General features: G+C 39.8%; 12 protein-coding genes and 1 pseudogene. All 13 read left to right on the top strand.

Translation table 11 applies throughout. The annotated features are described in order from the left end of the window. Positions 1–78: 78 nt before the first annotated feature. The 13 genes and pseudogenes from H8796_RS04120 to H8796_RS04060 all read left to right on the top strand — a co-directional run bounded on the left by H8796_RS04120 (position 79) and on the right by H8796_RS04060 (position 24,670). The gene (locus H8796_RS04120; RefSeq protein WP_117932781.1) at positions 79–900 is read left to right on the top strand and encodes an FAD:protein FMN transferase; all 822 of its coding nucleotides are present in this window, start codon (positions 79–81) and stop codon (positions 898–900) included. Positions 901–1,128: 228 nt separating this feature from the next. Next, a pseudogene (locus H8796_RS04115) lies at positions 1,129–1,506 on the top strand (acetate--CoA ligase family protein); the annotation flags it as partial. A gap of 97 nt (positions 1,507–1,603) precedes the next feature. Then, entirely contained in the window at positions 1,604–5,632 is a 4,029-nt protein-coding gene (locus tag H8796_RS04110) for a two-component regulator propeller domain-containing protein (protein ID WP_117932785.1), read from the top strand. Between the two features lie 92 nt (positions 5,633–5,724). After that, positions 5,725–7,734, top strand: coding sequence for a hypothetical protein (locus tag H8796_RS04105; protein ID WP_117932787.1), 2,010 nt, complete (start codon positions 5,725–5,727; stop codon positions 7,732–7,734). A gap of 186 nt (positions 7,735–7,920) precedes the next feature. Beyond that, a complete protein-coding gene (locus H8796_RS04100) occupies positions 7,921–9,930 on the top strand; it encodes a glycoside hydrolase family 65 protein (protein ID WP_117932789.1) in 2,010 nt (669 codons plus the stop codon). 239 nt (positions 9,931–10,169) lie between these two features. Next, positions 10,170–12,200 carry a hypothetical protein gene (locus tag H8796_RS04095; protein ID WP_117932791.1) on the top strand — a complete coding sequence of 677 codons (2,031 nt, stop codon included), beginning with the start codon at positions 10,170–10,172 and terminating at the stop codon, positions 12,198–12,200. Positions 12,201–12,365: 165 nt separating this feature from the next. Beyond that, the gene (locus tag H8796_RS04090) at positions 12,366–15,470 is read left to right on the top strand and encodes a TonB-dependent receptor (RefSeq protein WP_117932793.1); all 3,105 of its coding nucleotides are present in this window, start codon (positions 12,366–12,368) and stop codon (positions 15,468–15,470) included. 17 nt (positions 15,471–15,487) lie between these two features. After that, the gene (locus H8796_RS04085; protein ID WP_117932795.1) at positions 15,488–17,380 is read left to right on the top strand and encodes a RagB/SusD family nutrient uptake outer membrane protein; all 1,893 of its coding nucleotides are present in this window, start codon (positions 15,488–15,490) and stop codon (positions 17,378–17,380) included. Positions 17,381–17,399: 19 nt separating this feature from the next. Further along, positions 17,400–18,545 (top strand): SusE domain-containing protein, encoded by a 1,146-nt coding sequence (locus H8796_RS04080; protein WP_117932797.1) that lies wholly within the window; start codon positions 17,400–17,402, stop codon positions 18,543–18,545. 24 nt (positions 18,546–18,569) lie between these two features. Next, the gene (locus tag H8796_RS04075) at positions 18,570–19,082 is read left to right on the top strand and encodes a hypothetical protein (RefSeq protein WP_117932799.1); all 513 of its coding nucleotides are present in this window, start codon (positions 18,570–18,572) and stop codon (positions 19,080–19,082) included. A gap of 31 nt (positions 19,083–19,113) precedes the next feature. Then, a complete protein-coding gene (locus tag H8796_RS04070) occupies positions 19,114–20,178 on the top strand; it encodes a family 43 glycosylhydrolase (RefSeq protein WP_117932801.1) in 1,065 nt (354 codons plus the stop codon). An 85-nt stretch (positions 20,179–20,263) separates the two neighbouring features. Beyond that, the gene (locus tag H8796_RS04065) at positions 20,264–22,810 is read left to right on the top strand and encodes a glycoside hydrolase family 31 protein (RefSeq protein ID WP_117932803.1); all 2,547 of its coding nucleotides are present in this window, start codon (positions 20,264–20,266) and stop codon (positions 22,808–22,810) included. Between the two features lie 429 nt (positions 22,811–23,239). Then, the gene (locus H8796_RS04060) at positions 23,240–24,670 is read left to right on the top strand and encodes an IPT/TIG domain-containing protein (protein WP_117932805.1); all 1,431 of its coding nucleotides are present in this window, start codon (positions 23,240–23,242) and stop codon (positions 24,668–24,670) included. The last annotated feature ends 29 nt before the right edge of the window (positions 24,671–24,699 follow it).

Here is a 24,699-nt window from a genome sequence, read left to right as displayed (position 1 = left end):
ACACGGATTTCACGGTTACTCTAATGAAATAAAAACCGTATAATCTGTGTAATCCGTGCCTAATTTGTATTTTATACGATGCAGACCACCACTATTCAACATTTATACAAACCGTCAAATGATGGTAATTCCTTATTTTATGCTTGGTTTCTTTCCATGCATACACGAGTGGATATTATCTTATGTAGCCGGAAGTCGGAAGGAGAACTGCTGCTTGTGGTCAATCGTATTTATGATGCATTGTGCCGGCTGGAAAAGATGGCGAACTTTTATGATCCGGCCAGTGAATTGTCTGTTGTCAACCTGACAGCCTTTGTTTCTCCGGTCGTTCTTAGCGAAGAACTTTATTCAATGATTGATTTTTGCCTGGAATATAATAGCAGGACTTTGGGATGCTTTGATGTCACAGTTCATTCCGAAAACTACAACCAGAACACAATATATTCAGTACATTTATCAGCCGGAGATCATAGTATCTGTTTTTCACAGCCGGGAGTAACTATCAATTTGTCCGGCTTTCTCAAGGGATATGCTTTGGAAACGATCAGAGGTATATTGAATGAGGCTCTGATAGAGAATGCATTGATAAATATGGGAAACAGTTCCATTCTTGCTTTGGGTAATCATCCGGTAGGTTCGGGATGGAAAATTAATGATATACTTCTTCACAACGAATGCCTTACAACCTCCGGCAATGACTCTCCCAACCGTCGGCACATCGTTTCTCCCCAAAATGGAAAATTGGTGGAAGGCGTCAAACAAATTGCTGTAGTAACAACTAACGGATCAATAGGGGAAATCTTGTCTACCGGTTTATTTGCTGCTGACAGCGAACAGCGTAAGGCTTTGCTGGCTGAATTTTCTTCTGTATTAAACCGTTTTTTCTTTATTGGTTACTAGGTATTTTTCTTTAGGGCGTGTGGTATTGCTTGATAGAGTTTACTGGGATGATAAAGCTTGGCCTAATCTTTTGGGTAACGGTTCAGCTGTAAAGACTGAAACAGATAGGTAAAAAGAAAGTGAGGTATGTTAAAAAAAACTTTCATTATGGAATTTTTGATATACCTTTTTCATTATTCGGAATTTATTTTGTCTTTGTAGGAACATTATCGTCTATGCCGAAGGTGCGGGGTAGACGTTTTGAGAATTCGTCGCATTATTGATTCTATTCCGGAGAATGGTTATATTGCTTCCAATTACGTACAAGCATTACTGCATGCTGCCGGTACTCCGCTGGTAGATGAGTTTGTTTCCGATAATAAAGAGGAGCTAGTAGCTTTCGTTCGTCGGTGCAGATTTCTGATTCATTCACTGCGTGTTTATAAAATTATTCAGGGAACACGTGGACAAAAGAGAGTCAAAGAAGATAAATTTGCTGAAACTATTGTTCGTTTGTCCGCCTTGCTACGTTTCGCTACAGAAATCAAAGAAATGGATATAAATCCGTTTTTAGCTACGCAAAGAGCCGTTATAACAGTTGATGCGTGTATCCGAATAGAAAAATAGGACTATTCTTTCATTCATTGAGACATATTTACTATCTTTCCGCTATGATTTTGCCTACATTTGGTAACTCAAAACGAAAGGATAGAAAACACGTAGTATGAAGAAAACCCTGACTCTTTTAATCTGTCTTATTTGTTATCAGATACTCTGTCACGCTCAAGTGGCAGATGAACACTATTATTTCAAAAATCTAAGTGTACAGAATGGATTATCGCAGAATACAGTAAATACAATTTTACAGGATAAGCAGGGCTTTATGTGGTTCGGCACCAAGGATGGACTGAACAGATATGACGGTCTGTCATTCCGTAAATTTAAGCATGATGACCGTAGTCAGCGGAGCATAGGCAATAATTTCATCACGGCACTTTACGAGGATGAAAAAGGAAGTATCTGGGTGGGTACGGACGTAGGGCTTTATATCTATTATCCGGAAAAAGATTCTTTCGAGCATTTTACCAAACAAAGTGTAGAGAATACAAGGATAGAACATACTGTGACGGCTATCTCCGGAGATAATCAGGGGTGTGTCTGGATGGCAGTGGAATCACAGGGATTGTTCTGTTATAATCTGGAAAAAGGAGAGCTTCAGAACTATACCTTACAGAACTTCTCCTTTCTTACCACCAATGTTGAGACTTTTGCTTTTGACAATAGCGGAACCCTTTGGATTGGCTGTTATGGCGATGGACTTTTCTATTCAAAAGACCGTCTGAAAACTCTCCATCCTTATTTATCGCCTGTGAATAACAAGGAAATTTATGCGAACGACGTAGTGACCTGTATTGTAAAAGGTGCATACAACTGTTTGTATATAAGTTCTTTAAAAGGAGGGGTGAAAGAGCTGAATCTGACTTCAAACAAATTGCACGATTTACTTTTCGAAGATGAATCCGGGGAGTCTGTTTTCTGTCGTGAACTGTTGGTTGCTTCTGACAATGAACTATGGATTGGTGCAGAGTCGGGACTTTATATCTATAATCTCCGGCTAGGTAAGTACGTTCATTTGCGCAGTTCGATTAATGATCCTTATTCTTTATCCGATAATGCCATTTATTCATTGTGCAAAGATCGTGAGGGCGGCATTTGGATTGGCTCTTACTTCGGCGGTATAAACTATTATCCCCGTTTTTATACGAACTTCGAGAAATATTATCCGAAAGGAACAGAGAATGGCCTGCACGGGAAACGAGTGCGTGAGTTCTGCCAAGATAACCAGGGAATTCTATGGATTGGCACGGAAGATGGTGGTTTGAATCGTTTTAATCCTAAAACCAAGACTTTTTCTTTCTTCACGCCAAGCAATGCTTTTACAAATGTTCATGGACTGTGTCTGGTTGATGATAACCTTTGGGTGGGAACTTTTTCGAAAGGAGTGAAAGTGGTGGATACCCGTACAGGAGCTATTGTGAAAACCTACCAGAAGACAGACTCGCCCCGCTCATTGATAGACAACAGCGTTTTCTCCATTTGCCGAACGACGACGGGGGATATTTATCTGGGTACTTTATTCGGTTTGTTGCGCTACAACAGACAATCTGATGATTTTGACCGGATACCGGAACTGAATGGTCGGTTTGTATATGACATAAAAGAAGATTCAGGAGGAAACCTCTGGTTGGCCACTTACGCAAACGGTGCTTACTGTTATAATGTAAGTGAGAAGAAATGGAAGAATTATCTACATAATGAAAATAATCCGAAAAGCCTTCCTTATGATAAAGTGGTAAGTATCTTCGAAGATTCTCACCGGCAAGTTTGGTTGACGACTCAAGGTGGAGGGTTCTGTTTGTTCCATCCGGAAACGGAAACCTTTACCAGCTATAATCTGGCAGATGGATTGCCAAACGATGTCGTTTATCAGATTGTGGAAGATAAAGACGGACTTTTCTGGCTGACAACGAATAATGGCCTCGTATGTTTCCAACCTACTACCGGAGCAATGAAAGTATATACTACCTCCAATGGTTTGCTGGGTGATCAGTTTAATTATCGCTCCAGCCTGGAAACGGAAGATGGTACGATTTATCTGGGAAGCATCGATGGTTTTATCGCTTTCAATCCGAAGACCTTTTCAGAGAATAGGTCGCTTCCATCTATTGTGATTACGGATTTCCTATTGTTTGGCAAAGAAGTGTATGTCGGTGAACCGGGATCTCCATTGAAAAAGAGTATCACTTTCTCTGATGAGCTTATTCTTCAGTCTAATCAGAACTCTTTCTCTTTCCGGGTAACAGCATTGGACTTTCAAGCTCCAAGAATGAGTAAAATCATGTATAAATTGGATGGTTTTGATGCGGATTGGCTGACAATTGGCGAAAGCCCTATTGTTACTTATTCCAATCTGCGATATGGCAATTATACATTCAAAGTAAAGGTTTCTAATAGTGACGGAGTATGGAATGAAAATGGAATATCGTTAAAAGTACATATTCTTCCTCCTTTCTATCTTTCTGTTTGGGCTTATTTTGTATATGCTTTGTTGATTATAGGTTGTTCTTTGTATGTAATTATATATTTCAAGAGGCGTAGTAACAACAAGCATCGTAGGCAGATGGAGAAGTTTGAGCAGGAGAAAGAACGTGAAGTTTATCATGCAAAGATCGACTTTTTTACGAATGTAGCTCATGAGATACGTACACCGTTGACATTGATTAAAGGTCCGTTGGAAAATATCATACTGAAAAAACAAGTGGATGCTGAAACCCGTGAAGACTTGAACGTCATGAAACAGAACACGGAACGATTACTCAATCTGACCAATCAGCTACTTGACTTCCGCAAGACGGAAAGCCAGGGATTCCGGTTGAACTTTGCAAAATGCAATATAACAGAAGTGTTGAAAGAAACTCATATACGTTTCACTTCTCTTGCAAAACAGAAAGGGTTGGAATTTACCTTACAGGTACCAGAAAAAGATTTTTATGCCCATGTTAATCAGGAAGCATTTACGAAGATTATCAGTAACTTATTGAACAATGGAATGAAATATGCCGAGAGTTATGTACATGTAATGCTGGAAATACCCGAAACTGATGATGATAATCTATTCCGTATTCGCACAGTAAACGATGGAGTAATCATTCCTGATGAAATGAAAGAGGAGATTTTTAAACCTTTTGTTCGTTTCAATGAGCAAGAGGATGGAAAGGTGACTACTGGCACTGGAATCGGTTTGGCACTCTCTCGCTCGTTGGCTGAACTACATCTGGGAACTTTGGCTATGGAGGCAGGAGAAGAAAGTAACATTTTCTGTCTGACTTTACCGGTCGTTCAGGATACGACAATCACTTTAACTCCAGAGGCGGAGGTGGAAATTGATAGGGTAAATGAAATCCCTGCCGAACAGGCGGGAAAGAAAGATAATCGTCCCACTGTGCTGGTAGTGGAAGATAATCCTGATATGCTTACTTTTGTTGTTCGTCAGTTGTCGAGAGATTATACAGTACTGACAGCTACTAATGGTGCAGAAGCATTGCAGGTGCTTGATGGTAACTATGTGAATCTGGTGATAAGTGATGTTGTGATGCCCGTGATGGATGGTTTCGAATTGTGTAAGACGATTAAGTCGGATTTGAATTACAGCCATATTCCGGTTATCCTGCTGACTGCCAAGACCAATATACAATCAAAGATAGAGGGGATGGAACTGGGAGCAGATGCTTATATTGAAAAACCTTTTTCTGTAGAATATCTACAAGCATGTGCTTCCAATCTTATTCAGAATAGAGAGAAACTGCGCCAAGCTTTTGCGGAGTCTCCTTTTATAGCTGCTAATACAATGGCTTTAACAAAAGCTGATGAGGAATTTATCAAGAGGTTGAACGAAGTAATTCAGATTAATTATGCCAATCCTGAATTTAGCATGGATGACATGGCAGATAACCTGAATATGAGCAGGTCTAACTTTTATCGGAAAATAAAGGGAGTGCTGGATTTGAGTCCGAATGAGTTCTTACGCCTGGAGCGTTTGAAAAAGGCAGCTCAATTGTTGAAAGAGGGAGAAAACCGGGTGAATGAAATCTGCTACATGGTGGGATTTAATTCTCCGTCTTACTTTGCTAAATGTTTCCAAAAGCAATTTGGGGTATTGCCTAAGGATTTTGTTAATTCGAAAGAAGAGTAGATTATATATAGAGTTGTATTTCACTCTATATCATCTGTTATATTGAGGATTTATAATTTATAAGTGTGAAAATTTTAATAATACTATAAGATATGATGACCAGACAAAAGACTTTGTGGTTTACACTATTACTAATTGGATTGTATACCAGTTTTCTGAATGCCAGTGAGATAACGAGATGGGTGATTACTTCACCTGACAGTATTTGCTGGAGAGTGGATGGTGTGCATAATGACCATATTGAAATGAGTGGGCTGAAAGTTTCAACAGTATTGCGCTATGGTGTTAATGAAGCTGGTGAATGGGTGATTGACCGGAATATGGTTTTACCTACTTTTCGTACTATCCCTAATGATACCCATGGTAGTTTGCAGCATCATTTTAATGGAGACTGGGCACATTTATGCCTTGTAAATGGTCAGCCGTTAGTAGGTGAAAAGGTAGAGACTGTATCGCTGAATGGAATTATGACTGTAAAGAGTGTATATACTACTAGAGGGATTTCGTTGACACGTACACTTTTTCCTTCCACGTCACAACCGGCCTTCTGTGAGAAATATGAGTTGGAGAATACGACAGATCACCCACAGACAGTTCAGCTCCCATCGACCACTCTTTTTTATTATACTGATGAGGCAAAAGGAGTGGAAGGCAGTTATACATTAACGGCTACCCTTTCTTCTCCGGTAAAAGATGGTACTTATTTACTGAAAGCCGGAGAAAAGGCTTGGTTTCAGGTAATCTATGCAGGATATAAGAAACATGATCAGGAGTTGGCGTTGGATGTTAATAATGAACTTCTGGCACGTCGGAGATTTTTGAGTCAGATACAGGGTAACCTTGTGTTAGAGACTCCGAGTGACGTAATCAATACTATGTTTTCTTTTGCCAAGATACGTGGTTCGGAAAGCATATTCGATACCAAAGGCGGATATATGCAAAGCCCTGGCGGGGAAGCTTATTATGCTGCTGTATGGGCGAATGATCAGGCCGAATATATCAATCCATTTTTTCCATATTTAGGTTATCAAGCCGGAAACCGTTCGGCTATGGATTCATTCGGCTTGTTTATGCGCTATATGAATGATGAGTATAAACCTTTACCTTCATCTATAATTGCAGAAGGGATTGATTGTTTTGGTGTTGCGGGTGATCGTGGTGATGTAGCAATGGTTGGCTATGGCGCAGCACGTTATGCTTTGGCATCCGGTAATCGCAATGAGGCTGAAAAATTGTGGCCGCTGATTGAATGGTGTCTGGAATATTGTCATCGCCAGCTGAATGCGGATGGGGTGGTAAAATCTGATTCTGATGAACTTGAAAATCGTTTTCCTGCCGGAAAAGCCAATCTATGTACATCTTCATTATATTATGATGCCTTGATTTCAGCTGCTTATTTGGGAAAGGCGCTGAAAAAAGAACATAGACAGATAAAGTCTTATCAGGATAGGGCTGCTGAACTTTATAAGAATATTGATGCATATTTTGCCCGTAATGTAGAGGGGTATGATACCTATCGTTATTATGATGGTAATACAGTGCTGCGTTCATGGATTTGTATTCCTCTGACTATGGGTATTTATGATCAGGCGAAAGGTACTGTGGAGGCTCTATTCTCTGATAAACTGTGGATGGAGAATGGGTTGTTAACTCAATCGGGTACTTCTACTTATTGGGATCGTTCTACACTCTATGCTTTCCGGGGGGCTTACTCTTGTGGTGCCAGAGACATAGCTACTGAATATTTGGATAAATACTCTGCTACTCGTTTGTTGGGTGATCATGTTCCTTACGCAGTGGAAGCGTGGCCGGAGGGAAACCAAAGGCATTTATCCACAGAAAGTGCTTTGTATTGTCGCATTATGACCGAGGGGTTGTTCGGCATCCGTCCCATTGCATTGGATGCTTTTATGATGACACCGCAGCTACCGGAAAGTTGGAATACGATGTCATTGAAACGTATCTGTGCATTTGGTTCCATATTCGATATTGAGGTGAAGCGCGATAAAGATGACAAACTGTTGGTTCTGATAAAAAAGGATCATAAGATTGTAAAAAGAAGTAAGATTACGAATGGAAAAACGATTGAAGTACGCATTTAAATAAGATAAAATAATCTGTCTTTTGATTTAAGCCAATTTTGGTAACAAAATTGGCTTAAATATTATTTTTAGTACGCTTTTGGTTTATTTGTCACATCATTTGGTCAAGTTATTTCCTAATGATTGGCAGATACGCCCTATTTTTGTGCCGGATGTCATTAACAAATTAAATATCTTATTTTTTATATGAGAAATCTATTTATCGTATTTTATTGTCTGGTATCAGCTCTCACTATTAAGGCAAATGGACAGGATAGTTTGTGGAAGATACAGACAACTGATTATCACGGAACTTATTACGGGGCAACAGTTGCCAATGGGGGGATTGGTATCCTGCCGTGGAAAGAACCGTTTTCTATTCGCCATGTCATGCTAAACCATGTTTTTGATTCTGCTACTCCTCAAGATGTGAGTCGTGTTTTACGAGGAATCAATCCATTCAATTTGCAGATGCAAATTAATGGACAGACTGTAAATGGTGATAATATCTCGAGATGGGAACAGTGTATAGATATGAAAGAGGCTACCCATAATACGCACTTCACTTGTGATGGAAAAGCGGATGTATCTTATAGCATCTGTGCTCTAAGAAATTTACCTTATGCAGGACTGGTTCGTGTGGAGGTTACGGCACTGGGGGATATGTATTTGACAGTGTCAAATCCTATTGAGGTACCTGATGAGTATAAAAATATAGGTTCGAAACTGCTCAATGTGAATGTTAATGGGAATGATATAAAAATAGTGCGTACTTGGGCTTTATCAAAATACCGCGAACAAAAAGTTTCAGCCTCTTCCGCATTTATTTATGATAAAAATTCCAGTGTGCAGCAACAATATAATGGGAGTGGTCAGATTTCTATTTCATTAAAGAAAGGAGAGAAATTCTTTTTTACTTTATTAGGTGCTGTTTGTACCGGACGTGATTTTATAGATCCATACAATGAGTCAGACCGTGAAGTGATTTATGGTGCGAAAGAGGGATTGATGCGTCTGATGGATGGGCACCGGAAACTCTGGAACGAGATGTGGAAAGGTGATATTGTGATTGAGGGGGATGATGAAGCACAGCGTACTGTGCGTTTTGCACTTTATAATCTGTATTCCAATGCACGCAAAGGAAGTCGGTTGAGTATACCTCCTTTTGGACTTTCTTCACAGGGATATAATGGGCATATTTTCTGGGATACCGAATTTTGGATGTATCCGCCTATGCTCTTTATGAATCAGGGCATTGCACGAACAATGATGGATTATCGTACAGATAGGCTGGAAGCTGCTTGCCAGAAAGCATTAAGTTATGGATATGATGGGGCTATGTTTCCTTGGGAAAGTGATGATGCAGGAGAAGAAGCGTGTCCGACTTGGGCGTTGACTGGTCCTTTTGAACATCATATCACAGCTGATATCGCCATTGCGGCCTGGAATTATTACTGTATGAGTGGCGATCAGCGATGGTTGCGTGAAGAAGGATTCCCTTTAATGGAGAAAGTGGCAGAATTTTGGGTAAGTCGTGTAGAAAAGAATGACGATGGTTCTTATTCGATTCGTAATGTGGTTTGTGCCGATGAATACGCAGAGGGTGATGATAATGCCTTCACGAACGGTACTGTTATACGCGCATTACAGGATGCTGCTAAAGCTGCTTCCATATGTGGGGTTAAAGCTCCAGTAATTTGGAAAGAAATAGCAGCAAAGTTGCGCATCCCCAAATTTGAAAATGGAGTGACTATGGAGTATGATGGTTATAATGGACAGGTTATCAAGCAGGCGGATGCTAATTTACTGGTATATCCATTAAACCTGATTACCCGTCCGGAAGAAATTCGTAAGGATTTGGAGTATTATGAGGGAAAGATTGACAAAGGAGGCCCCGCAATGTCATTCTCTGTATTGGCTTTGCAATATGCACGCCTTGGTGAAGGGGATAAGGCTTATGAATTATTTGTGCAAAGCTTCCGTCCCAACCAGCTACCTCCGTTCGGTGTACTTTCTGAAGGTGCAGGAGGTACTAATCCTTATTTCTCAACTGGTGCGGGAGGACTTTTGCAGGCTGTAATCAATGGCTTTTGTGGTTTGGATATTACAGATAGCGGTATTAAACAATTGCCTTCGAAATTGCCAGGACATTGGAAGAAGTTGGTAGTTAAAGGAGTCGGACCGAATGGTAAAACATATGTCCGGCTTCAGAAATGAGTTCAATTTTTCGGTTGCGTAAATAAGAGTCAGAAGATGTATACTTTGGGAGGGAAATTGAGACTGGAATTTCATTTATTGACCTGTTTTTAATATCCTAAGCTGGTAGAATTCCATACTTTTGTTGCGTATCACACAGGCTACAAAATATTAGCTGTTGCTCAAGTTTGAAAATGAATTATTAGTGTATTAACAGAACCAGTATTTATTTTATTACTGATTCATTTAATTGAATTTACATGAATTTAAAATGCTTATTTTGTGGAATACTTATTGGGTTATATGTTGAGGCTGTTGAAGCCGTCAATTATACTCCAGAAAAGATTTCAGCATCTATTTCCTTAAAAGTACCGGGAAATGAATCGGAAAAATACTCGCTGGATATGCGGCAGTTGAAGAATGACCGTTCATCTTATCTGTTGGAACCTTCCAAAGGTATTCCGATGGTAATAACTCAGAAAATGGAGGATATGAACGGTAAGTTACGTATCAATGTCAGTCTGACTGCATTAGAGGATGTTTATTTTAATTTTAGCGAGCAGTTGTCAACCGGTTTTAATCATGATGATTGCCAGTTCTATATGCCGGGGTTCTGGTATCGTCGCAATCTGCGATCTCCTAAGGAAGCACCTTCATTTCATACATCAGACAGCTGGTTGGTGCGTGAGGATAGATTGAGTGCTCCTCTTACAGGTATTTATTCAGAAAAGGAAAAAAGCTTTGTGACGGTGAGTCGTATAGACAATTTTACTAATGAGGTTTTGTCTACTCATCGAGAGGGAGAAATCATTCTTTCAGGTAAAACTTCAATAGGTTTTACTGGATTCGAAAATCAGAATGGAGTGGCAACACTTTCTTTCGGTTTTCCTTACCGTGAAGCACCTAAAAGCTATATTCGAAAATTAACATTGGCTCCGGCGGTAGAGGCTTTTCAGTTTCTGAAAAAAGGAGAAACAATGTTACTGACATGGGAGATTCTGGAGAATAAAGCTGATGATTATTCTGATTTTATTCGGAATGCGTGGGAGTATAGTTATGACACTTATGCTCCGGCTCCGGTTGATACTCCTTATTCTATAGAGGATATGAAAGAAGTTATGAGCCGTTTTTTTGTGAATAGTCTGGTGACTGGTAATTCGTTGACTTTTAATTCGGGTATTCATTTGCGGACTGCTGATTGTCAGAGTAACGGTCAGGCAGAAGTCGGTTTTATCGGTCGTGTACTCCTTAATGCATTCAATGCTTGGGAATATAGTTGGCAATGTGGCAGAGAGGATCTGAAAGAAAACAGTATGAAAGTATTCGATAGTTATTTGAAGAATGGCTTTACACAAGCTGGTTTCTTTAAAGAATCGGTAAACTTTGATAGAGGGTATGAAGATCCTGTACATAGTATTCGTCGTCAATCAGAAGGGGTTTATGCTATGCTTCATTTTCTTGCTTATGAAAGGGAGAATGGCCGTCGTCATCCTGAATGGGAACAAAAGATGAAAAATATGCTCGATATACTTTTGCAGTTACAACATGAAGATGGTAGTTTCCCCCGTAAATTCCACGACGATTTTACAGTGGTCGATAATAGTGGAGGAAGTACACCCTCGGCCACTTTACCTTTAATAATGGGATATAAATATTTTAAGGATAAACGTTATTTAGCCAGTGCTAAAAGGACAGCAGATTATCTGGAGAAAGTCTTGATATCTAAAGCTGACTATTTTTCATCTACTCTCGATGCCAATTGTGAAGATAAAGAGGCTTCTCTTTATGCTGCTACAGCAACTTACTATCTTTCATTAATAACGAAAGGAGATGAGCATCGTCATTATGCCGACCTGACAAGAAAGGCTGCTTATTTTGCATTGTCATGGTATTATGTATGGGACGTTCCTTTTGCTCAAGGTCAGATGTTGGGTGATATCGGTCTAAAAACTCGTGGTTGGGGTAATGTTTCTGTAGAAAATAACCATATTGATGTGTTTGTTTTTGAATTTGCTTCGGTACTACAATGGTTGTCAAAGGAATATAAAGAACCACGCTTTGCCCATTTCGCGGAGGTGATTTCTACTTCCATGCGCCAATTGTTACCTCATGAAGGGCATCTATGTGGAATTGCCAAATCCGGTTTTTATCCGGAAGTCGTTCAACATACCAACTGGGATTATGGTAAAAATGGGAAAGGGTATTATAACGATATCTTCGCACCGGGATGGACAGTCGCTTCTTTGTGGGAGTTATTGACTCCGGGGCGTGCGGAACATTTCTTAAAATGACAGAAATAGGTCAGAAGATATCTCAATTATATTTTAATTTCATTTTGAACGATTTTTTTTAATTATTGGTCTATCTATTTTATTACATTTTGTATTAGTTGTCTACTTTTGCTCTCACTTAATATGAGATAAAGTATTTATTATGAGTTTTTTAAATTTAATATTATGGACTTGAAGAAAGCATTGTTTGTTTGCTTGTTGTTGTATTATGGAACAAGCGCTAACTCCGCTTTACCGGAACATTCTTCTATGTCTGGTAAGACTAATATGTCGGAGCAAGCGAAAGGTATTCGTATCAGTGGTACGATAACCGATAAGGACAAGAATCCTCTTCCTGGTGTAAATGTACGTGTACTGGAACAGACAGGGACTGGAGTCATTACGGATATGGACGGACATTTTTATTTGAATGTACCCGGAAAGAATTCTGTAATAGAGATTTCGTATATTGGCTTCAAAACTCAACAAATAAAAGTTGGAAGTAAGATTAACTTTGACGTAATTTTAGAAGAAGATATTGAAGCCTTGGATGAAGTTGTGGTTACTGGATATGGTAGTCAGAAGAAAATGTCGGTTATCGGTTCTATCGAGACATTACAGCCTAAGAAGTTACAGGTTGGTGCCACGCGCTCTTTGTCTAATAATCTGGCAGGACAGATTGCCGGTGTGATAGCGGTTCAACGTTCGGGAGAACCGGGTTACGATTCCTCGAATTTTTGGATTCGCGGTATTGCTTCTTTCTCCGGTGGACAATCTCCGTTAGTGTTGGTAGATGGTATCGAGCGTGACTTGAATAACATAGACCCTGCTGAAATTGAATCTTTCTCAGTATTGAAAGATGCATCGGCGAGTGCTATGTATGGTGTGCGTGGTGCAAATGGTGTCATCGTTATCAATACGAAGCGTGGTAAAGTAGGAGCTCCTTCTGTCAATTTGCGTGTGGAACATTCTATTGCAGAGCCGACAAAACTTCCGGATTTTATTGGGGCAGCCGATCATATGGCATTGATAAATGAAATAACAGAGAATAAGTCGCGTTTGCCTTTCAGTCAGGAGCAGATTGACAGAACGAGATATGGTTATGACAGAGATTTGTATCCGGATGTAAATTGGCTGGATGAAATAACAAAGGATTATGCTTATTCTACTCGTGCGAATCTGACTGTATCAGGTGGTTCCGATTTCCTGCGCTATTCGTTGGTTGGTTCTTATTTCGGTGAGAAGGGAATCATGGAGACGGATAAGTCTTTGCCTTATGATACAGGAACGAAACTAACTCGTTATAATATGCGTGCGAATGTTGACTTGGATGTGACTAAGACAACAGTACTGCGTTTAAATGTCGGTGGGTTCCTTCAAACACACCGCAAGCAGGCATTTAGTACGGACGATGCTTTTGATAGAGCGTTTATAACTTCTCCTTTCGTGTATCCTGCCCGCTATTCAGATGGGACTATTCCAATTATGGCTATTAATGATGTGAACCCTTGGGCAGCGGTGACACAGCGAGGTTACGACGTAGTTACAGCTTCACAGATTCAGTCACTCTTTGCTATTGAACAGAATCTGAAGATGATCACGCCGGGATTAAAAGCGAAAGTAACCTTTTCTTTCGACCGTTGGAATCAGAGTTCGATTACAAGGGGAAAGGATGCTACTTATCATAGTATTGCTACCGGACGTGACATTGAAGGTAATCTGATTCATTCTGTACTTAAATATGGAGATGACTCTTTGGGACATGGAAATAAGGGGGAATATGGAAATTCGAGGGTTTATTTTGAAGGAACATTAACGTATGCTCGCACTTTCGGAAAGCATGACGTAGATGCATTGTTCCTGTATAATCAGCAAAGTTATGATAATGGTAGTGTACAACCTTATAGAAAACAAGGTATTGCGGGTAGATTGTCTTATACTTTCGATAGCCGTTATGTGACGGAGTTCAACTTTGGATATAATGGTTCAGAGAATTTTGCTAAAGGTAAACGTTTCGGCTTTTTCCCTTCTGTGGCAGTTGGATGGTTATTGTCTGAAGAACCTTTCATGGATCGTTTCAGAAATACATTGAGTAAATTGAAATTAAGAGGTTCTATAGGAAAAGTAGGTAATGATGATATCGGAGGACGTCGTTTTGCCTATATAACAACATTGAATACCAATGCAGATAAGTATAACTGGGGTGATACAGGACAGATTGGTCGTACCGGTATTTCAGAAGGAGAAGTTGGAGTTGAAAATCTTACCTGGGAAACAGCTCTGAAAATGAACCTTGGTTTTGAACTGGGATTATGGAATGAATTGGAATTACAGGTAGATGTTTTCAAAGAAAAACGTACCAATATCTTTATGCAGCGTAAGATTATTCCTTCACAGACAGGATTCTTGACTAATCCTTGGGCCAATTTTGGTGAAGTGACTAACCGCGGTGTGGAATTCTCCTTAAACTATAATAAACAAATTAATAAAGATTGGTTTGTAGGTTTCCGTTCTAATTTTACATATGCTATCAACAGGGTGGACGAATACGATGAGCCAGAAACTGTGAAAGGTACATACAGAGGATTGACAGGCCGTTCATTAAATACTTTGTATGGATTGCAGGCAGAAAGATTGTTTACAGAAGATGATTTCGATGCGAATGGTAATTTGAAATTCGGTATACCGACACAGGACGTTGGAGCTTCAAAAGTACGTCCCGGTGATATCAAATATATAGATATGAATGGCGATGGCATTATCACTGATGCGGATGAAGGATACATTGGTGGAACGGTAGACCCGCGTATTGTTTATGGTTTCGGAGGTAATGTGAGCTACAAAAACTGGGATTTGAATTTCTTCTTCCAGGGAACAGGTGATACTTATCGTGTGATTGGTGGAACTACGTATTTCATTCCGGGTAGCGGACAAACATTGCAAGGGAATATTTACTCTAATTATAACGACAGATGGACAGAAGAGAACCCTGCTCAAGATGTCTTTTGGCCGAGACTGACGGAGGAGCCTAATAGACAGAATTACCGGAATTCCACATGGTGGAAAAAGAATATGCGTTTTATGCGTTTGAAAACGCTGGAACTTGGATATACTTTACCGCAATTTGTAACTGATAAGATACATTCCAAAGCTATTCGTTTTTACGTGAGTGGCAATAACTTATTTTGTTTCTCTCCTTTCAAACTATGGGATCCGGAATTAAATACGAACACCGGCCTGCGTTATCCGGCTATGCGTTCTGTAATGTTTGGAGTTGACCTGAATTTCTAATTAAAAAAATGACGATAATGAAACTTAAAAAATATATAGTTGCCGGTTTAATAGGCATCGTATCGTTGGGTTCCTGTACGTATCTTGATAAAGAACCGGATACGGAAATTGACATAGACATGGTCTTTGAGAATAAGACAAAAGTAGAATCATGGCTGGCCAATGTATACAGCCGTATCCCTAATCCGGGTAATGACTGGCTAAATACGTATGGTTGGGAAGTGTTTGCAGATGACTTGACTGCTTCTGCACGCTGGCAGCAATGGGACTGGCCCAATATCACCAAGATTTTTGGTGGATGGACACCGAATACACAATGGGCAGGAAATTTCTGGGATGGTCTTCCGAGAAAAATACGTCAGGCTTATATTTTTATAGAACGTGTACACGCATTACCTGATTCCGACCTTCCTCAGAGAGAAGTGGATTATATGAAAGCGGAAGCACGTTTTCTTGCAGCTTATTATTGGTGGCAATTATTGGAAGCATATGGACCTATTCCATTCAGACCGAATTATATTGCCCCGACTGACTTTACTCTTTCAGATTTGATGGTGGGGCAAAGGCCATTTGATGAAGTTGTCAGTCATTTGGATAATGAAATGTTGGAAGCATCTAAACAATTACCTGCTGTATGGCAGAGTGTGGAGAAATATGGGCGAATAACTTCAGTCATGTGTCTGACTGTTCGTGCGAAGATGTTATTATTTGCTGCAAGCCCGTTAGTAAACGGAAATGAGTGGTATATCGGGCATAAGAATAAAGAGGGTGAGGAATTGTTTAACTCTACTTATAGCCAGGAGAAATGGGTAAAAGCGGCAGAGGCTTGCAAACAATTACTTGATGTGGCAGAGCAAGCTGGTTATCGTTTGTATGTAGAATATAATGATGAGGGAGAAATTGATCCGTTCACTTCACTTGAGAATCTTTGGTTTACAAAATTTCAGGATGGAAACAAGGAGATATTGTTCCCATATACAAAAGAAGATGCTTATCAAAGTTACCAGTTCTATACAAACAAGGCGGTTACTAAAGAATATGGTGGCGGAAATGGTTTGGGCGTATATCAAGGATTGGTGGATGCTTTTTTTATGAAGAACGGACTTCCGAAAGACGATGACAATTCAGAATATGTAGAAGAAGGTTTCTCGACAGAAGTAGAAGCTAGGTCTACCAACTGGACTGGCGGAACAGGGCAAAAGGGAGAAATAACTGCCGAAGGTACATATAATATGTATTGTAACCGAGAACCACGTTTTTATACGGCAGTGAGCTATAATGGTTCGTGGTATGCTTTGGCAGGGCGTAAATTTGAATTCTTTAAGAATCAGAGAGATAATGACTATACACACGATGCCCCCCAAAATGGTTATTTGGTTCGTAAAAAAGTATATCCGCAAGATAATCCGAAGAATGGTAGTTACAAATGGCGTCAAATGTTCTTGTATCGTTTGGCAGCTTCCTATTTGGATTATGCCGAGGCTGTTAATGAGGCTTACGATGATAGAGCACATCGTGAGGATGCATTGAAATACGTGAATAAAGTCCGTGAACGTGCGGGTGTACGTCAATATACGCTGAATACTGTAGCACTGGATGATCCCAAATACATCCATGTTGATGATAATCAATTAGCAGTGCGTGAGATCGTTCGTATGGAACGTCGTGTTGAACTTTGTTGTGAAGGATCACGCTGGTCGGATATTCGCCGTTGGAAAATTGTAGAACAACTTCCGGAGATGTGTGGAGATGATTATGGTATGAACTTCGCAGGAATAAATAGTCAGGAATTTTACAAGAGAACCGTTTTTCAGACCCGTGTTTGGAAAAAGGCGATGTATTGGCTGCCGGTATATATAGATGAGATGAATAAGAACACGAACTTGGTCCAGGCGCCTTTCTGGAATTAATAAAATGAAAAGCATAATTATGAATAAGATAATGAAACTAATATGCTTGCTCTTTCTTATGTCGATAGCAGCGAGCTGTAATAAAGATCCGGAGTATTACGCGCTTGAAACTCCTGTAGATCAGATGCTTTTGAAGGCTTCTTCTTCTGAAATTACTTTGGAGAAAGAGAAGGAGAATGAAGTTGCTGTTTTATTTACATGGGATGCTGCGGCTCAACGTGGGGGAGCTGATGCTACTATCACCTATTTTTTCAGAATGTATATGGCAGATTTACATTCTAATGTGACAGATTTGTATGAGATTGAATCGGAGGAACGTTCCATTAGTTTTACGCATAAGGAGTTGAATGATATACTGGCTTCCTGGAGTATACTTCCTGGAGATAAGGTGACTATTGAAGCAGAGGTTATAGGACAGGTCAATTCATCTGTAGAATACTTGAAACCGGAGTTGTCGAAGACGCAATTGGACGTGATCGGATATGATAAGAATGCTACTGCGATATATATGGTGATGGTGGATGATGCTGGAGAGAAAACTGTTCGCCGAATGACCGAGAAGGTTGTGGGTTCAGGAGTATATCAGTCGACAGCAGAACTGAAGCCATGTGAGTACTTCTTTGCACTTAGTCCGGATTCTGATTATCCATGCTACATGAAAGCTGAGAATGGAGATAATTCTTTGCAATATGTGGCAGAAGCAGGGAATGGTGAGATGTTTGAAAACACAAAGAGCGGTACCTACACAATAGTTGTGGACTTAAATCGTTTGGATGTGAATATCGTTAGTATTTACCCTTTACCGCAAGATGGGATTTGGATTGTTGGCGATGCTAGTACCATCGGATGGGATTGGGGTAAAATGAAAAAGGAAGGTGCATTTGTGAATAATGATCCACGCCATCCAGAACGTTGGACGTATACAGGTAACTTTTATGGCGGTAAAGAGTTTAAGTTGGCGTTGGAGCCGAATGGAGCAGATTTTACAGGAAAATTCTTTTTTGCTCCTTCACAAGGAGCAAATCCAGCCGTAGAACATGAACTCGGAGAAGCAAGGGATCAGAATAATGGCGGTGACTTGAAATGGATTGTTGCTGCTGATGGTAAATACATTTTGACAGTAGACCTTAATGAGATGAAGATATATTTGGAGCCGACTGAATAATCTCCATAAGAAGTAAATTAAAATATGAAAATCATGAAAAAACTGTTTATAATACTATATCTGCTTACTAATATATTTGTATTGGGAGCATGTGGAGATGTGGAAAGTGAGGGTGACCCACAACCACGTGTACCGAGAGTAGAAGTGGAATCTGATGATTATTATGTACAGATTACACAGGAAAATATGGATGGGGTTGCTTTTGTCTACCGTTGGCTGGATATAGAAACAGCATCGAAGTATGTTATGACTTTAGGACTGCAGGTAGATGGAGAAACAACTGAAACAATGGGTGTGGAAGATAAAAGCATACTTACTTATAACGGAGTACGCGAACAGCTTTTTACCAATCAACAGATAATGGAATATATGAAAGCTTTTGGAGTGGACGAAAAAGAAGCTCAGTTTAGCATTACATTGGAAGCGTTTCAGTCGGATGGTATGCCAATTACTTCAGAAACAGACAAAGAATCAAAGACTTCCATAATCCATATTGTATTGGGACCTGGTGTTGAATTGAATTCGAGTATGGAATAGATTAGTAAAATTAATAAAAAACTGAGAACTTATGTTATACTTACAACATACAATTACGCTTGGAATACTCTCCCTGCTTACATGGGGGTGTGGTAACAGCGATAAACAGAAAGGTGAAGCAGAACAAGCTCCATTGGCAGACAAAGTGTGGTATTCAAATCCTGTCATCGACTCTGATAATCCGGATCCGACAGTGATAAAAGCGGAAGACGGATATTTCTATTTGTATGCTACCGGAGGAAATACATGGATACACAAATCCAAAGACTTGGTGCACTGGACTTATGTGGGCGGCGCTTACGAGGATGATAAAAAACCGTCATGGGAACCGGAAGCAGGTATTTGGGCACCGGATATCAATTATATCAATGGAAAATATGTGATGTATTACTCCTTGTCCAAGTGGGGAGGTGGAGCAACTTGTGGTATTGGTGTTTCTGTTTCGGACAAGCCGGAAGGACCGTTTACTGATCAAGGCAAATTATTCCGTAGCAATGAGATCGATGTTCATAATAGTATCGACCCTTTCTATATTGAAGATAATGGTAAAAAATATCTTTTCTGGGGAAGTTGGTATGGTATTTGGGGTGTTGAATTGACTGAAGACGGTCTTGGACTGAAAGGAGGTATTGAAAATGCAAAAGCGACAAAAATACAGGTCGCTGCCAATACTGGAGGTACCAATGCTTATGAAGGATCATATATCTTGAAAAGAGGTAAATACTATTATTTGTTCTGCTCTACAGGCACTTGCTGTGACGGTGCAAATAGTACATACCAGACAGTTGTATGTCGTTCCACCGAGCTTTTTGGTCCTTATTTGAATAAATCAGGTGACAACATGAATGATAATAAACATGAGGTACTGATACACAGAAATGATGCGTTCCTAGGGACAGGGCACAATGCTGAAATAGTGCAGGATGATGAAGGTAAAGATTGGATTATCTATCATGCTTACCGGACTGCCGATCCATCTTTAGGTCGTGTAGTATTGCTTGATAGAGTTTATTGGGATGACGATGATTGGCCGTATCTCGTAGGGGACGGACCGGTTGTGAAGGCGGAAGCTCCGACTTTCAAGAAGAGTAAGTAGTTGACATAGGGTGGTTGTAGCTATGATAACTGCAACGACCCTATTTTATTCTCGAATTATAAATTTATTGCTTTTAAATGTTATCATGAAAAGAGGATTATTGCTTTTACTCTGTGTCATGCAGAGTTTTATATTTGTATTGCATGCGCAAAACACACAGCGAAATATTGCTTATACAGATGACAATGTAAGATTTACAGTCATTTCTGATGGAGCAATCCGTCTGGAATATGCACCGGATGGGAAATTCGTGAACGATAGATCTCACATCGTTGTGAATCGTAACTATCCCCAGGTAGATTACAAGCTAAAAACAAGAGGGGGATGGGTTGAAATAACGACTTCCAAAATGAAGATGCGTTATAAGAAAAACAGTGGACAGTTTACAGATAAGAACTTGGTTATCACTGCCTCTAAAGAAATATTACCTTTTACTTGGAAACCCGGTATGCAACAGAAGGGCAACTTGAAAGGAACTTATCGTACATTGGATGGTATGGATGGTGATACACAGACACAAACATGGGTGGCTGATACAAAGAAAGGTGATAAACTGAAACTGGAAGATGGCTTGTTGGCTACGGACGGTTGGACTTTGATTGATGATTCTCAGGGACTTTTGTTTGATGATAATAAAGATTGGGATTGGGTGAAAGAGCGTCCGGCTAATGGCGGACAGGATTGGTATTTCATGGCATATGGACATGACTATAAAGCTGCCTTGAAAGATTATACCCTCTTTGCGGGAAGAGTACCATTACCTCCCCGGTATGCATTTGGTTATTGGTGGTCACGCTATTGGTTATATTCTGACAGGGAGTTCCGTAATCTGATTGATAATTTCCATACTTATCAGATTCCTTTGGATGTATTGGTGGTAGATATGGACTGGCATTATACAGAACAAGGAAAAGGTGGTTGGACCGGTTGGACATGGAACCGTGATTTATTCCCGAATCCAAAGGAGTTTTTGGGATACTTGAAACAGAATGATGTGAAAATCACCCTTAACTTACATCCGGCGGATGGAGTAGCTTCTTATGAAGAAAAATATCCTGGATTAGCAAAAGATATGGGAGTCGATCCTCAGTCCAAACAGACTATTCCATGGATAAATTCAGATAAGAAGTTTATTAAAAATATGTTTAAGAATGTATTGACGCCAATGGAGAAAGATGGTGTTGATTTTTGGTGGCTGGACTGGCAACAAGGGATATATGATCCGAAGGTGAAGAATTTGAGCAACACTTGGTGGATTAATTATGCTTTCTTTAGTAATATGGAAAAGAACAGGGACACACGTCCGATGCTATATCACCGTTGGGGAGGTTTGGGTAATCATCGCTATCAGGTGGGTTTCTCCGGTGATGCAGTTGTTTCATGGAAATCATTAGATTTTCAGCCTTACTTCAACTCGACAGCTTCCAATGTATTATATGGTTATTGGAGCCATGACCTGGGAGGACATATCGGTGAAAGTATAGATCCGGAAATGTACACTCGTTGGTTGCAATTCGGAGCCTTAAGCCCGATTATGCGTACACATTCTCAAAAAAGTGCCGGTTTGAATAAGGAACCATGGGTATTCAACAAAGAATATTGTGATGTTCTTCGTAAGACAATCCAGCAACGTTATGAGATGGCGCCTTATATTTATACAATGGCTCGTAAAGGTTATGATGAAGGATTATCACTTTGTCGTCCGATGTATTATGATTATCCGGATAATAAGGAAGCATATGAGTTCCGTAATGAATATATGTTTGGAGATGATATTCTGGTTGCTCCTGCCACAGCTCCTGCAAAAGATGGTTATGTACAAGTGCGTGTGTGGCTGCCCGAAGGTGAATGGTATGAGTTGCATACAGGCACCTTGCTGAAAGGAGGACAAATAGTGGAACGTCCTTTTGCTATTGACGAATATCCGATTTATGTAAAAGCGGGAGCGGTATTGCCGATGTATACAAGAAAGGTGATGAACCTGAACGGTAATGATGAGGAGGTTGTTGTTACCGTATTCCCTGGTGGAAATGGAATTTCGTCCTTTAATTTTTATGAAGATAATGGAAATGATAAGAACTATGCTTCGGAATATGCTGTGACTAAATTAACATCTTCCAGCCAAGGGCAGGAACGAACGATTGTTATCGGTAAACGTGATGGCCGATATAAAGATATGCCTGAATCTCGTTCATTCAAAGTGAAAGTGCTCTCATCACTTGTTCCTCGGTCTGTCACTGTAAATGGTCAACCTGCCAAATATGAATATTTGGGTGAAGAGTTTGCTCTTTCGGTTGATTTGCCTGTTTTGTCATGTGATCAGGAAAAGGTTGTTAAAATAGTTTATCCTACGGAAACAGTTGATATGAACGGCTTGTTGGGAGTATCTAGACGAATTGCTAAATCTATGGAGCGGTTAAAATACCGTGATTCATATATTGGCTTCAAGGAAGAATTTGGTAAAATGGGAAGTCTGAGTGAAGCGGTAATCTATGCACCGGAGAAGATCTCTTCTTTAGTTTCCGATTTTTGGAAAAGTTATACTGACCTCCCGGAGGTTTTGAAGCGTCAAGGTTTGAATGACGAAAATAAAGCTTGGTTTTTGCAATCTATTTGCTGGAGCAAGCAATAGTATGAGAAATGTAATAGTGGGGTGATAAAAGCATCCCACTATTTTTTTATATAAGTAATGAAGGGCAAGCCAGATACTGTAGTTGATATTTTCTGATGTTGCTCCATTTTAGAAAAAGTTTGTATTTTTATGACCATTTATATAACTATGCTATATGTAACATCGCTTTCGGGGAGGTAGATATAGGTTGGATGATAATAGAGAAAAGCACACAACATAAGCTAAAATAGTAAAAGTGCTCCAAAACATACTTGGATAGTCGTTTTATAGGTTTTTGACCTGTTTTTGTCATTTATTGAACCGTTATTTTTATTCTATTAATAGGATAGCGTTTTATTTTGCATTTCGTTAATAGTGCACATTGGAATAATGCATAGTTATTTTTTCTTTTGATTTTTATATTTATTGTTTAACAAATAATTTAATACAATGAAAAGCCTTTTTAAAACAAAAAAAGGAGGGAAACAGGTTAGGTTTGTATTGTTTTCCTTGATTTGCTTGGGTGGATTAGGTAGTTGCATGGACAAAAATGTGGAAGTAAATCTTCCGTCTTATGTAGCTTCTGACCCTAATGTTGAAGTTGTTTTTACTGACTATTCTCCCTTAGAAGGTGCTGTGCGCACGAACATGTTTATCAATGGTAGTAATTTTGGGACTGATCCCTCACTGATACGAGTGGTTGTCGGTGGTAAGGAAGCGAAAGTTGTTAGCTCTTCCGGTACACAGATTTATTGTATTGTTCCTTCCCGTGCGGATGGAGGGGCTGTGCAGGTAGATATCTTGAATAAGGATAAAAGCTTGAATGCCACCTATACATTTGACCAAAAGTTCTCTTATCAGTATAATGTAGTTGTCGGCACGTTGTGTGGTGTAGTAGATAGTGAAGGTAATACTTCTATTACGGATGGTAATTTTGATAAAGCAGGAACTCAAACTCCTCTTGCCATGTACTATGACGAATCATCAGGCGAACGTTGCATTTATTTTTTCGAGAATGAACATAGTTTACGTAAAATCTATCTAGATAAAGATTCCATAGCTACTGTGATTACCAATGGTGCTGCTGGTTGGAGTAGTGCTCCGAGTGGACTTGGCTGGAGTGTGGACAGGGATACTATGTTTGTGAACTGTCCGCAGGGGAATGTAGAACGTGCAGGAGCTTATTACCTACTTCGTAAAGAAAATTTTAAAAACTCTTATCCGGCTTTAAATGGAGATGATTTCAATACATTATTCACACATCCTATAGATGGTACTATCTTTTTGTGTCGTGGTCGTGATGCTACGCTTCATAAAGCGGTTTGGAATGAGAAAACACAAATGTGGGATCCGAAGCAGATTGCCAAGATGGGACCAAGCGGCTGGTTTCAATGTGTTACTTTTCATCCAAGTGGAAATTTTGCCTATTTAATAGCACGTGACAAGCAATGTGTGATGAAAGCAGAATATAATTGGGCTGGTAAATATCTGGAAACTCCTATTACTTTTGCTGGAGAGTTCGGATCATATGGTTACAAGGACGCATCCCAGAATTCTGCCCGTTTTGATAATCCAATGCAAGGGTGTTTTGTGTTGAACGAAGAATATGTGGCAGAGCAACGTGCGGATGTATATGATTTTTATCTTACTGATGCTGCCAATCATTGTATTCGTAAGATCACTCCTGATGGTATTGTTACAACGTTTGCCGGTCGTGGAAGTTATTCGACAGATCAGATCGTCTCAGGATATATTGACGGTGATCCTCGTGAAACAGCACGTTTCAACTATCCTTTAGGACTTTGTTATGAAGAGTCTACAGGTACTTTCTATGTTGGTGACAACGGTAATCACCGTGTTCGTACCATTGCATTACAGTAAATTGATGATTAACACACAATTCTTATTTT

The sequence above is a fragment of the Bacteroides sp. M10 genome (assembly GCF_014334015.1).
GTDB classification, from domain to species: domain Bacteria; phylum Bacteroidota; class Bacteroidia; order Bacteroidales; family Bacteroidaceae; genus Bacteroides; species Bacteroides intestinigallinarum.
This window is presented reverse-complemented; position numbering and strand designations above follow the sequence as displayed.